Below are 12,768 nucleotides of genomic sequence, written 5' to 3'. Positions count from 1 at the left end.
TCGGCTGAGCGCTGTTTTGTCCGATTGCACCGGACTCCCCGGCCCGTTAAAGTTGGCGGATAAGAACAACAGCAACAATATCTGACACAACACTCGATACGGACAGGGGTTTAAAGTGGCGTCGTCTGCACAATGGTCTGGCGATAAAATGCGCTGGGAAGATCTTCTTTCTTCTCATCGGCTTGAATTCAAGGATGGCAAGGTGCGCCTGCCCGAAGGCAAACCCTATCCTACCCCCGATGGCCGTAGCCCGTTTCAGATTGATGTCGACCGGGTGATTTTTTCATCCTCGTTCCGGCGCCTGCAAAACAAAACGCAAGTGCATCCCTTATCTGAAAACGATCACGTCCATACCCGCCTGACCCACACGATCGAGGTTGGCTCTGTCGGGCAGTCCCTTGGGCTTATGGCCGGTGCGCATATCGTTAAAAACCTGCCCCAGGACAGCGAAACCACCGTCGCCGATATCGGCTATATGGTGCAGGCGGCCTGCTTGGCCCATGATATCGGCAACCCGCCCTTTGGCCATTCCGGCGAAGATGCCATCAATGAATGGTTCACCACATCGCGCCTTGCCAAGGATGAACTGACATCGCGTCTTTCGGGGCCGGAGCTGGAAGACCTGCGCCATTTCGAGGGCAACGCGCAAGGCTTGCGCATCATAAGCCAGCTTGAAATGAAGCGCTTTGACGGTGGGCTTAACCTGACTTACGGCACGCTGGGCAGCTTTATCAAATATCCGCGCAGTACATCGGTGCCCGAGGCGCGCCGCAAGGAATATACCGGCCTTAAAAAACCCGGATATTATCAGGCGGAACGCGAGATTGCCCAGGCCATCGCCAGGACCTGTGGCCTGTCACCGCTTGACGGGTTTGACGGGGCATGGCGGCGTCATCCGCTGGTCTATCTGGTCGAGGCGGCTGACGATATTTGTTATTCGGTGGTCGATCTTGAGGATGGCTGGGAACTGGGCTGTGTCAGTTTCGAGGAAGTCGAACGCGCCCTTGCCCCGATTGCCCGCCACCCGGACAAATATGACGGCGATGCAGAGCAACGCTGGAATGACCTTCGGGGTGAAGGCTGGTATGCTGAAAAATCCGAAAATGACCGGATCGGTTTCTTGCGTGGCAAGGCAATCGGCAATCTGGTCAAGGCCGCGGTTGATGCCTTTATTGAAAATGAAGACGCCCTTTTAAGCGGCACCATCGAAGGCGACTTGCTTGCCAACACCCCGCTTGGCCCGCACGCCAAGGCATGCAAGAAACTGGCCGTGCAAAAGATTTACAACGCGCCCCATGTCTTGCCGATTGAAATGGCTGGGTTCGAGGTCATCAACGGCCTGCTGGACAGTTTTGTGCGGGCTGCAATTGACATCGATGAACATAAAAATCACGGCAAGCGCCTGCCACCACAGGCCGACCGGATCGACAAGCTTTTGTCAGGTAAACTGACGGAGGCACCCGATCTGTATAGCCGCCTGATGCGGGTGATGGATTATATATCGGGCATGACGGACCGCTATGCCGTGACCCTGTTTCGCAAACTTCAGGGCATTACGATTTAAGTCCCCTCCTTCAAACCTATCCATCAGGTCGCAAGCAACCAGTCAAACAGGCGCCGGATCGATGAAAACAGTCCGCCGCCGATTTCAAGTTTGGCGAAAAGCGGGGGCTGGTTTTCCGGTGTTGTGATTTCCACCTCGGCAATCTGGGCACGCCCGGTTGGCTGGAAGGATCGCTGGAATTCTTCGGGAAGTTGTTCGGAAACCGGCAGCAGTGATGTCACCCGGCCTTCCAGAGATCGGGTGCCGTAATACATCAAGACTTCCTGACCGGGATTGATTTCATAAAGCGAGCCGTTTTCGAAATAGGCCAGCACATAGGGTTTCCCGGCCGCAATCGTCATGATCGGATTGCCCGGGCGCATCACGCTGCTTTCGATTGCCGAAACATCGGTCACAATCCCGCTTTCAGGTGCGACAAGCCGTCCTTCATCATAGGATTCCTCGATATCATGGATCAGGACATAGCGTTGGTCGATTTGCTGATACAGCGCTTTGACCTCTGCACGCAGGGTCACGATATCAGATGTAATGCGTTCAAGGTCCTCGCGCGCGGAATATTCGCGTTCATAGGCGGTATTGAGTGCCGTTCCCGTACTCAGCCCGTTTTTTAGCCCCGTTTCGAGTTTTTCCCGAAAGGCTTCCGCCGATTTAAGACGCTTGCGCGCAACGGACACAAGTTCGCGTGTCCCGGCAAGCTGGCTGCTTATGCGCGCACGGTCGGCTGACAAATTGGATAGTTCAAACCGCAGCCGGGCAAGCTGTTCATCATATTGGCGCGAACTGAGGTGTGCGACAACATCCCCGCGTTTGACCCGGTCCCCCTGCCGCACCGTGATGTCGCGCACGGTTCCGATATATTCACTGGCCACCACATAGGGGCGCGCCACAACAAGGCCATCACCACGCAGAAAGAAAAAATGCCCGAAGAAAACATCAAATGCCCACACCCCGACCATGACAAGGATACCAACATAGATCCACCGCCCAAGGTGCCGTTTTTTGGGCATGGCGCGGGGTTCACGGATCAATCGGGTCGACGGGCGATGATTTTTCAGTTTCATATGCCTTGATTACCTGTCTTGACCGGACTTGCGCGCAGCATGGCGCACGCGTCGCGGCACGTAATTATCATCAAAGGAACGGCGGAAAATCAGCTCATCAAAACAGGCGACCAACCGCACGAACCGCAGGAACAATGAATTAAACACGCCATAGCCAATCACATAGGGCCAAAGGCGCCTGATCGTCGGGCGCGGGCAGGCAATCTGGGCCATGACAAAGCCGAAAACGCCAAAGACCGAATAGGCCAGAAGGTTCACCACGGCAATCACCCAGCCAAAGCTGCCATAGACTTCCACCAGCCAGATCAGATAGAGCACGAAGGACAACGACAGGAATGCCTGAAAGAACAGGATATCAATTGTGCCAAGCGCATTTGACAGCCGAAACTGCGCATCTGTCGGATCAAGAAACACCCGATAGCGCCGCCACCGCATGCGAATGAGCGACCGGTCCCAGCGCAACCGTTGACGCGCAAGTTGTGAAAAGGTTTCCGGAACATCGGTCAGCGACCAGGCGTTGTGGGCAAAACGGATGCGCCACCCGGCACGGCGGATTTTGTTGGTCAGTTCGGCATCCTCGCCCGGACCGACCGACCAGCCACCAACCTGTTCAAGTGCCTGACGTCGAAAGGCACCAAACGCGCCAGAGACAATAAACAAAACGCCCAGCATGTCGGAGACCTGGCGACCAAGCCCGATGGAAATCTGATACTGGATTGCCTGCCAACAGGTCGCAAGCGAGACATCGGCATTGCGCGCGCCAAGGTTTCCGGCCACTGCCCCGGTTTTCGGGTCATCAAATTCCGCAATCAAATATTCGAACGCTGTACAGTCATAGGTCGTATCGGCATCGGCGATAATCACGATATCGCCGGTACATGCCGCAAGACCAAGATTGGCTGCCGCCGACTTGCCCCCACGCACATGACTGGTGCGCACAACATCAATCAAGCCATCGTCCATCAGCGCCTTGGCAACGGCCACGCTGTCATCGGTTGATCCATCATCAACAACCACGATCTGATCGGGTGGCAAGGTCTGTTCGCGCATGGACATGATTGCGCGCGGCAGGTTTTCGGCTTCGTTATGACCCGGCAAAAGAACAGAAATGCGGGGCTTGCGGATCGGCGGGCGGGGCGCGTCTTGCTTTCGCTTGATGACCGTGGCGATGCAAACCGCAATCCCGGCCAGAATAAACCGTGGGAGTTCCAGCAGGAAAAAGTACCAGAACATTACGACAAAAGCCGGAAAGCTTAGCGATAACAGATAGTTGATGCCATCAACGAACAACGCGTACTCCTTGCAGAATATCGCGAAAGGTTCGGCCTGACCAATCCTCGAAGCTGTAATCGGGGCGCTCTGTCACATCTGTCAGAAGCCGCGCTTCAATCCGGTCGACAATGGATTGAAGTTCCTCGGCATCCGTTTCAGGAAAGACAAAAACGATCTGATTGCCCGCAGCATACAGGAAATCTGAATCGCGCAGGATTTCGCGCAACAGCTTAACCAGCGTTTTGCGCATCGCGGTGCCAAAGGCAACATTTGGCCCATCTCGGTCATTTTCATCACTGGCCAAACGCATGACCGCAACACTGAAAGGCCGATCATAGCGTTGCGCAGTGTTCAGGCCATTGTCGAGCAAGGCGGTGAAAGTTGCATAATCCTTGGACGGTTCAAACCCACCAAATGCATTTTCAAGACTGGTGACCGGAATTTGCCCCAACATGGCGGCTTCCTGCCCCGCCGCACTAAGGCGAAAACGATACCAGTCCCGCTGGATTGCCTCATCACTCAGGGTCAGGGTTGCACAATCAAGGCATTCAAAAATCGTGATCGGGTTTTCGGTTACGGCGCGACAATTTTGACAAACCTGGACACGGCCCGGCTTGTCATAGTCAACACCGAAATGATCCAGATTTTGTTCGCAGGACGGACAAATCATCCGTCCGCCGGCACTAAGTTGAAAGGCATCCTGCGGCCCCTGATGACCGCAAGAAAAATGATGCACAATATCCATTTCCACCAGATCGGTGGATTTACAGTCCGGGCAATGTTCCGCAACATTCAGGCGCGATGAATTGCACTTGCTGCATTGATGGGTCTTGCGCCAAAAATCACGTTCCAGCAGCCCTTTACGATAAAGCTGCATCAACAGGCTGCGCGATGAAAATTCGGGCCTTAACTCGGTATATTCGACCAGCCTCTTATTGTTTGGAGCCCAACGGGGAACCGCTTCGCATTTGCGCGACACCAGATACCCCAACAGGTTCAGGAGTTCCCGGTCTTCTTCCACCTGTTTGCGTCCAAGGTTTTCGATCCGGGCAATCTTCGCATAGGCATCTCGTGTTGCCTCATGCAGGGATTGCGGGCGGCTATCGGGATAGCTGGCATCCACATATGGTGGCGCCCCTTCACCAAACCAGTATATCGGGAACAGGTCGTGCGCAGCATCGCCGCGCAGACGAACCAGCTCCTCAAAACCAAGACTTGTTGTTTCGTCACAAAAAACTGCGGAAAACTTCTGTCCTTTGGTGACGCAATGGACATTGACCGGAAGTTGATCAAACGTCCCCATAGCCAAAACATTCAGCGGTGCGGCTTGCGCAAGCTGCATGAAACTTTGCCCTTTTTCCAACCATTACAGTCGATCTTCCGACAGTTTGCCCGCCGCTTTTTATCGACTGATTTCAATATTTGTACCTATACAAACGATCTTCCGATCAGATTGTTCTTCTCAGGGTCTTTTTATTTTTCAATGAAATAAGGAATAAGTTTGACGCGTTTCAAACAGATCAAATGCAAAACGGCCCCTGATATCAGGGGCCGTTTTGCGTTCAAACATCTTGCAACCAACTGGCAGCAATGCCTTTAGATGATGTAATGAATACCGCACTCGGTCTTGTCCTGACCAGCCCATCGACCGGCACGGACATCGGTTGTATTGGGATCAACGCGCTCTGTGCAGGGCATGCACCCAATCGACAGGAAACCTTCTGCCTGTAGCGGATGACGCGGCAGGGCACGGTGTTCAAAGATATCGTCAATATCCTCGCGCTTGTATCCAGCCAGCGGATTGATCTTGATCCGCGAGCCTGCCGGTTCGACCACCGGAAGCGCATCGCGTTCCCCACCGTGGAAGCGTTTGCGGCCCGTTAACCAGGCATCATAACCTTCAAGCGCACGTTGAAGCGGCTCCACCTTGCGCAGATAGCAGCATTTCGGCACATCAGAGGCAAACAGCATTCCGTCGGGGTCTTCGGCCTTAAGCTTTTCCTCGTCCGGGCGCATGATTTTGATGTTGGTCAGCCCCAGTTGATCAACAAGCTGTTCGCGATAGGTATGGGTTTCACCAAACAGCTTGCGGGTATCAAGGAAAATCACCGGCAAGTTCGGGTCCACTTCCGCCACCAACGCAAGGAGTGCTGCGGCCTCCGTCCCGAATGACGAGGTCATGGTAATGCGACCGTTGAACTCTTCATGCACCATTGGTTCGATCAGGGCGACACCCTGCAAGTGGCCATATCGCCCCAGCAGAGATGCTGCTCGATCAGTAGCCTCTTCGGAGGACATTGAGCCACCGGTAAGAATATCTTCTTCGCGCATTACGTTCATGGCAACCATCCGCGACGATTTATGAAATCATCGGTTTTTTCAAGCAACTGCTTCATATCAGCACCGTTCGCCTTCCACTTTTCCCGCTCCGCAGAAAGTATGGCAAGACGTTCTGACCACTTTGGATCAAGCCAGTGTTCTATAGCACGTCGAATACGGCCTGCAAGCCTGGGACTATGGCCGTTGGTCGATACCGTGATCATCAAATCACCGCGCTGTACCCGTGCTGGTGAGAAAAAATCACAGTATTCCTTGACGTCTTCAACATTGGCAATTGTGCCAACAGCCTTGGCAATGGATGCAAGTTCCGCATCCTTTTTTTCGCCAAGGTCAACAATGAACATAATGGATGCCGCATTGACATCGGCCGAGTTGGGCAAATAGCGGTGCAACCGGTCACCGGCCTGATCGACCAGTTCCGGGATTGGGTTTTCGGAATAAACGGTGACGTATTCTGCCCCATCACCGTCAAACTGGCGCAAACGGTTCAGGGTTGCCTGACCATTGCCGACCAAGGCGACTGAAAGTCGCGTCAGGTCCAGATTGATGGGAAACATCGTCGATCCTTGATTAGCGGGTTTCTCTCTATTACCCAGAACTATGAGTGTGGATAAATAATTATTCAATACATTTTTTATGTGTTTTATTTGTTAACAACAAATTTATTTTGTATTAATTGAACAACACCTTGTGATCCGGCGACACCATTGTTCGCGTAAAGCTTTTGCCTGCAATTTTTGAAAAACCGCCCTATATTGGGCCAAATTTCAAAAAGCCACACCTGACCGAACGTCCCTTCAAAAGAGCGCCAAGATGTCCAGTACCGCTGCCCCCACCCTGTCTGCAACCACCACAGCACTGCCACAAGCCAACCGGAATGTTGCCATCTGGCTGTTTGGCTGTGCGGCCATGGTGTTCATCATGGTGGTGATCGGGGGATTGACGCGCCTGACGGAGTCGGGACTGTCGATCGTGGAATGGCGGCCCTTTACCGGTATCATCCCCCCAATGAACGAGGCGGACTGGACAGCGCTTTATCAGAAATACAGCCAGTATCCCGAATTCCAGAAGGTCAATGCCTGGATGTCGGTTGAAGATTTCAAATCAATCTTCTGGCTGGAATTCATTCACCGTCTTTGGGGCCGGTTGATCGGGATCGTATTTTTCGTACCCTTCGTCTGGTTCCTTGCCAAGAAATCCATTGACCGTGCGACCAAATGGAAACTTTGGGGACTGTTTGTGCTGGGTGGCCTGCAGGGCCTGATGGGCTGGTACATGGTCATGAGCGGGCTGGTGGATCGCCCCGATGTCAGCCAATACCGCCTGACTGCTCATTTTGGGTTGGCCTTGGTGATTTTCATTGCCCTTTTGTGGGTCGGCCTGCAGCAATATGCCCCACGTGCAAAAGCAACCATCCCCTCAAAACGGGCCTGGCAGTTGATGTGCCTGATTGTGTTTACCGCCCTGTCCGGTGGTTTTGTGGCGGGGCTGAACGCCGGCCATATCTATAACACCTTCCCGTTGATGGATGGTCAGTTGATCCCCGAGGGCCTGTTCGTGTTTGATCCCGCATGGCTGGCACCGTTCGAAGATCACATGACGGTACAGTGGGATCATCGCTGGTTGGCAAAACTCACCTTTATTATGGTGCTGGTCTTCTGGTGGCGGGCCGGAACATGGGGTCTGAGCAATAATCAGCGGTTTTCCACGCATCTGGTCCTGCTGGCTGTATGCCTTCAGGTCGCGCTTGGCATTTCAACGCTTCTGAGTGTCGTGTGGTTGCCGCTGGGTGTGGCACATCAGGCCGGTGCCGTCGTTTTGGTCGCCACCGTGACCTACGCAGCTTACAAGCTGTGCCACCCGCATCAGGACGCAAGCTGATCGCGCTATCGACTGTTATTTGTCGGCACGATGCAGGGCTTTGCGCACCCGCCGCATGGCAAGCCAGATCGCGCCAAGCACCAGTGGCACGGCAACGCCTGTCGCCACCCGATCGTTAATAGGAACGCCTGCATCCATGGCCGCCTTGAACAAATAGCCCAGCAAGCCCACGGCATAATAGGTGATGGCCGCAACAGAAAGCCCTTCGACGGTTTGCTGCAAACGCAGTTGCAGTTTCACGCGACGGTCCATGCTGGCCAGCAAGTCACGGTTTTGCGCCTCAAGCAGAATATCGACACGTGTGCGCAACAGATTGTTGGCCCGTGCCACACGCTTTGAAAGAACTTCCAGACGATCACCGATGTTCTGACAGGTCCGCATGGCCGGTGCCAGACGCCGTTCAAGGAATTCCGTCATTGTCTGAACGCCCTCGACACGCTCTTCGCGCAGTTCAGACAGCCGCGCCTGTACGATCCGGTAATAGGCACGTGCGGCACTGAACCGATAGTTCAGCGACGCTGCCATTTCTTCGGTCTGAGCGGCAAGGTCTGTCAATTTCGCCAGGGTTTCTTCATCGTTGGTTTGCGTCTTGCTGGCCATTTCAGCAGTAATATCCGAAAGCCGCGCGTCAATTTCTGAAACCTTGGGTGTCGCGCAATGGGCCAGCGGAAAGGCCAGCAGCGCCATCATGCGATAGACCTCAATTTCCTTAAGTCTTTGAACCAAACGTCCGGCCTGAAGGTGCTCCAGCCCGCAATCCTTGATCAATATCCGGCCAAAGCCATCGCCATGCAGGCGAAAATCTGTCCAGACCTGTGCGGTTCCGCCCAAAACCCGGCTGCCCGTCAGTCCATTATGATCAAACAGTCTTGATACTTCATCATCACTGCGATCCGTTTTGTCGACCACAATGTGCAGTCCGACAAGCAATTGCCCGGGTGTTTCCTGCAACCAGTCCTGTGGGATCAGGTTGATCACAGGGTCTTCAAATGGATTATCGAACGGTTCGGTGCGTTTGAATACATAGACCGTAAATTCGGCATGGCGTTCCCAAATAACGGAAAAGCCGTCACAGGCAGCCTCAAAGTATTTTTGATCTGGCGCCGGAGGCGTCAGGCTGTATCTATGGCAGAATGCAATGAAATGTTCGCGAACCGCGCTATCCAGTTCTTCGCCTGCCTGAAAGGCAACACAGGAACAGCGCGCCGGGCTTTTAACACCGCCAAATGGGCGGGCATGAATTTCGTTGTGAAGGGCGACACGCTGGGGATGATCGACAAACATTGCCACGGGCTTTCATAATTGGCCATTGCGGTCTATATAAAACGTTCAGCGGTCGGTTTTGCCTGATCGCCGACAGTACCTGTATAGACGAAAGTCGAAGGTGACAGAAAGCCCATAAAACGTAAGGGAAAATACTGTCACAAGTTCTTTTACCATACGGGGAAAATCATTTTCTCTGGCCGCACAATCCCGGCCCCAAGGAGGTTCCATGACCGATCTTCGCACCACCGACAATCTGTTTTTCGCCAAAGGCGACCTTGATCGCGCACGGCTCGAGAAACAAGTCAATGATGCGCTTGGCACAGCAGAAGACGGGGAACTGTTCCTTGAATATCGTCAGTCCGAAAGTCTGGTCTGGGATGATGGCCGACTTCGCAGTGCGAACTTTGATACCGCACAGGGCTTTGGTCTGCGTGCGGTTGCCGATGAAGCCACCGCCTTTTCCCATTCCAACGAACTGTCCAACGATGCCGTCGGTCGTGCGGCAGAAACCGTCAAGGCTGTTGGATCAGGCCGGTCAGGCAAGGTCGATTTGGGATCTATCGGCACAAATGTGTCGCTTTATTCCGATGTAAACCCGCTGGGTGAAACAACCTTTGAGGCCAAGGTTGATCTGCTGGCACAGATTGATGCCTATGCCCGGTCCCGCGATCCGCGCGTTGTTCAGGTTTCAGCATCGATTTCGGGCAACTGGCAGGCGGTTCAGATCTGGCGTTCGGGTGGTCAGCGCATTGGCGACATCCGCCCGCTTGTTCGGTTTAACGTTTCGGTCGTGGTCAAACAGGGTGACCGCATGGAAACCGGTTCGCACGGCGAAGGTGGTCGTATCGGCTATGACGGGTTCTTTGATGAAAAGACCTGGAAAAAGGCCGTCGATGAGTCGCTCCGCCAGGCGATTGTGAACCTTGACTCCGTTGCTGCCCCCGCAGGCGAAATGACCGTGGTGCTTGGCCCGGGCTGGCCGGGTATTTTGCTTCATGAAGCGATTGGTCACGGGCTTGAGGGCGATTTTAACCGTAAGGGCACATCTGCCTTTGCCGGGCTTCTGGGCCAACGGATTGCATCGCCGGGTGTCACCGTTGTTGACGACGGCACGATCAATGACCGGCGCGGCTCGCTTTCCATTGATGATGAAGGCACACCAACCCAGCAGACTGTTCTGATCGAAGACGGTATCCTCAAAGGGTTCATGCAGGACCGCTTGAATGCGCGTCTGACCGGGGTCAAATCCACCGGCAACGGTCGTCGCCAATCCTATGCCCACGCGCCGATGCCACGGATGACCAATACGTATATGCTGGGCGGCGACAAGGAGCCTGAAGAAATTCTGGCTTCCGTCAAAAACGGCATCTATGCGGTTAATTTCGGCGGCGGCCAGGTCGATATCACATCGGGCAAATTCGTCTTCTCGGCCTCTGAAGCCTACCTGATTGAAAACGGTAAACTTGGCGCACCGGTCAAAGGGGCGACCCTGATTGGTAATGGCCCAGACAGCCTGACCAAGGTATCCATGGTTGGGAATGACATGGAACTTGATAACGGAATTGGCACCTGTGGCAAGGATGGCCAAGGCGTGCCGGTTGGTGTTGGACAGCCCACCCTGCGGATTGATGGTCTTACAGTTGGCGGCACTGCGGTATAACCAGAAGCAACTTATGGCTATGTCAAATACTACCTACAGAGATTTTGACTATCCCAACGTATGAACATACTATCCTTCGCAAGCTGAACTATCAGCCTGTCGAATGGCTTACATCCCCTTCGCAGAACCCATAATCTGTTACGAACAGTTCAAAACAGATTGTGGCCATCAGGCTGGCTTAACTGTCGGCTGCGCATTGAATATCGATGGGTTCGGGGGCGTGCTGCAATCTGGCACAGATGGGGAATAAGCTTGAACACAGGCAAATGGTGGCAACGTACGGCATTCTCAGTTGTACTTGCGGCACTGGTGATGGGGCAACCCGGTGCCAAAGCACAACAAAGCATTGATGTTCGCACAGACGAAGCACGTCAGTTTTCCGAGGATTTCGAAAGGCTGACGGACGTTACCGCACGCGCCAACCTGTTGCTTGAAACCGATGACGGTGGTGATATTACCTATGCCGATATCCTCGCCAGTCCTGACGACATTGTCTTGAACTTCCGATGGGCGAAAGCCCAGCTTTCACGTGGTGAAGTGCGCGGCGCATCAGCAACGCTGGAACGCATCCTGGTGCTAGATCCGGAACTTGCGCCGGTGCGCCTTTATTATGCGATTGTACTTTATCGCCTCGACAGTTTGGATGAGGCCCGAGCACAGTTCGAACGCCTGCGTCAAATGAACGTTTCCCCAGAAGTCGCCGCTGATATCGACAAGTATCTGGGCGCAATCAGTCAGCGCCGCAAACGGTTGCGTCAGTCCATTACCGCAACGCTTGGCTCTCAGGTTGACAGCAACCGCAATGCCGCAACCAATGACAAGGTGCAACTTCTGACCGGCACCCCCACCGCCGTGACAGCATCCGAAAGCAAACCGCAAAACGATATCGCCTTTATCGGAGCCCTTCGCTACGACGTCAGCTATGATCTTGGCTATCAGGAAGGCCACGAAGTCTTTGCCAGCGTCACCGGATATACCAGCGATCAGGTCCAGCTTGATTCACTTGATCTGGGATCCTTTTCAACCGATATCGGCACACGCATTCGTGGTGGATACTGGACGCTGACACCGACATTCAATCAAACGGTGCAATCGCTTTCCAAACAAAAGTATCTGACATCGCGGTCCGGGCGCTTGCGCCTTGACTGGAACCCGCGCCCCTTCTTCAATTTGAACGGTTCGGTCAGTTATGCAGATGAACGGTATCAAAATACCAGCGAATCAACGGCCCTGCGCCTGCATTCGGGTCAACGTTATGGCGCGCGCGTGGGCGGGAACTATTCGTGGACGCCAAACCACCGCACCACAGTAAATATTTCAGCGGGCAAAAAAGAAGCAGCACGCAATTACTACAGTTATGACAGCTTGAGCGGCGAGCTGATCCATGCTTATCTGTTTGGTGGGGGAAGTTACATAAGCGGAAGCATTCGCCACGGAATTGATCGTTATCGCGACCCGGATTTTCTGGTGACCGGCAATTCGCCGCAACACCGTATGGATCGCGCAACACGAACAAGACTGACCTATGGCGGGCCACTTTCGCACATAGTGCCATCGAATTTGTTTGGGGATAGCAATACGGCAAATCAGATATATGACCTGCTGGCACCGATCAACTGGTCGATCACGGGTGAATATCTGAATACCAAATCAAACATTCCCAACTACGAATATCATAACGCCAGGGCACAATTTTATCTGACCCGGCGATGGGAGTTCTAGTG

General features: G+C 53.8%; 10 protein-coding genes. 4 read left to right on the top strand and 6 right to left on the bottom strand.

All coding sequences use genetic code 11. The features are described from left to right. Positions 1–115 precede the first annotated feature (115 nt). A complete protein-coding gene (locus JF44_RS0111665) occupies positions 116–1,564 on the top strand; it encodes a deoxyguanosinetriphosphate triphosphohydrolase (RefSeq protein WP_238318435.1) in 1,449 nt (482 codons plus the stop codon). Positions 1,565–1,587: 23 nt separating this feature from the next. On the opposite strand, the gene JF44_RS0111660 is transcribed toward JF44_RS0111665, so the two are convergent. The 5 genes from JF44_RS0111660 to JF44_RS0111640 all read right to left on the bottom strand — a co-directional run bounded on the left by JF44_RS0111660 (position 1,588) and on the right by JF44_RS0111640 (position 6,794). Then, complete coding sequence (locus JF44_RS0111660; RefSeq protein ID WP_033069178.1) at positions 1,588–2,625, bottom strand: HlyD family secretion protein; 1,038 nt, start codon at positions 2,623–2,625, stop codon at positions 1,588–1,590. Positions 2,626–2,634: 9 nt separating this feature from the next. Beyond that, positions 2,635–3,915, bottom strand: coding sequence for a glycosyltransferase family 2 protein (locus JF44_RS0111655; protein WP_033069177.1), 1,281 nt, complete (start codon positions 3,913–3,915; stop codon positions 2,635–2,637). Further along, a complete protein-coding gene (locus JF44_RS0111650) occupies positions 3,905–5,239 on the bottom strand; it encodes a TackOD1 domain-containing metal-binding protein (RefSeq protein WP_033069176.1) in 1,335 nt (444 codons plus the stop codon). The genes JF44_RS0111655 and JF44_RS0111650 overlap by 11 nt, the downstream gene beginning before the upstream one ends. A gap of 254 nt (positions 5,240–5,493) precedes the next feature. Beyond that, positions 5,494–6,237, bottom strand: a complete 744-nt coding sequence (locus tag JF44_RS0111645) for a phosphoadenylyl-sulfate reductase (RefSeq protein ID WP_081944432.1) — start codon at positions 6,235–6,237, stop codon at positions 5,494–5,496. Continuing rightward, on the bottom strand, positions 6,234–6,794 hold the full coding sequence (locus tag JF44_RS0111640) for a precorrin-2 dehydrogenase/sirohydrochlorin ferrochelatase family protein (RefSeq protein ID WP_033069174.1): 561 nt from the start codon (positions 6,792–6,794) through the stop codon (positions 6,234–6,236). Before JF44_RS0111640 ends, JF44_RS0111645 begins: the two co-directional genes overlap by 4 nt. A 256-nt stretch (positions 6,795–7,050) precedes the next feature. On the opposite strand from JF44_RS0111640, the gene JF44_RS0111635 reads away from it, so the two are divergent. Continuing rightward, positions 7,051–8,118 (top strand): COX15/CtaA family protein, encoded by a 1,068-nt coding sequence (locus JF44_RS0111635; RefSeq protein WP_033069173.1) that lies wholly within the window; start codon positions 7,051–7,053, stop codon positions 8,116–8,118. 15 nt (positions 8,119–8,133) lie between these two features. Here the strand turns inward: JF44_RS0111635 and JF44_RS0111630 are convergent, their stop codons facing one another. Next, a complete protein-coding gene (locus JF44_RS0111630; RefSeq protein ID WP_033069172.1) occupies positions 8,134–9,402 on the bottom strand; it encodes a DUF3422 family protein in 1,269 nt (422 codons plus the stop codon). 208 nt (positions 9,403–9,610) lie between these two features. On the opposite strand from JF44_RS0111630, the gene tldD reads away from it, so the two are divergent. Both tldD and JF44_RS0111620 read left to right on the top strand, forming a co-directional pair. Then, complete coding sequence (gene tldD / locus JF44_RS0111625; protein WP_033069171.1) at positions 9,611–11,044, top strand: metalloprotease TldD; 1,434 nt, start codon at positions 9,611–9,613, stop codon at positions 11,042–11,044. Positions 11,045–11,296: 252 nt separating this feature from the next. After that, complete coding sequence (locus JF44_RS0111620) at positions 11,297–12,766, top strand: tetratricopeptide repeat protein (protein WP_033069170.1); 1,470 nt, start codon at positions 11,297–11,299, stop codon at positions 12,764–12,766. Positions 12,767–12,768: the final 2 nt, after the last annotated feature.

Source organism: Thalassospira australica (assembly GCF_000763295.1).
In the GTDB taxonomy this organism is placed as follows: domain Bacteria; phylum Pseudomonadota; class Alphaproteobacteria; order Rhodospirillales; family Thalassospiraceae; genus Thalassospira; species Thalassospira australica.
The sequence above is the reverse complement of the archived record's forward strand: the minus strand, read 5'-3'. Positions and strand labels throughout refer to the sequence as shown.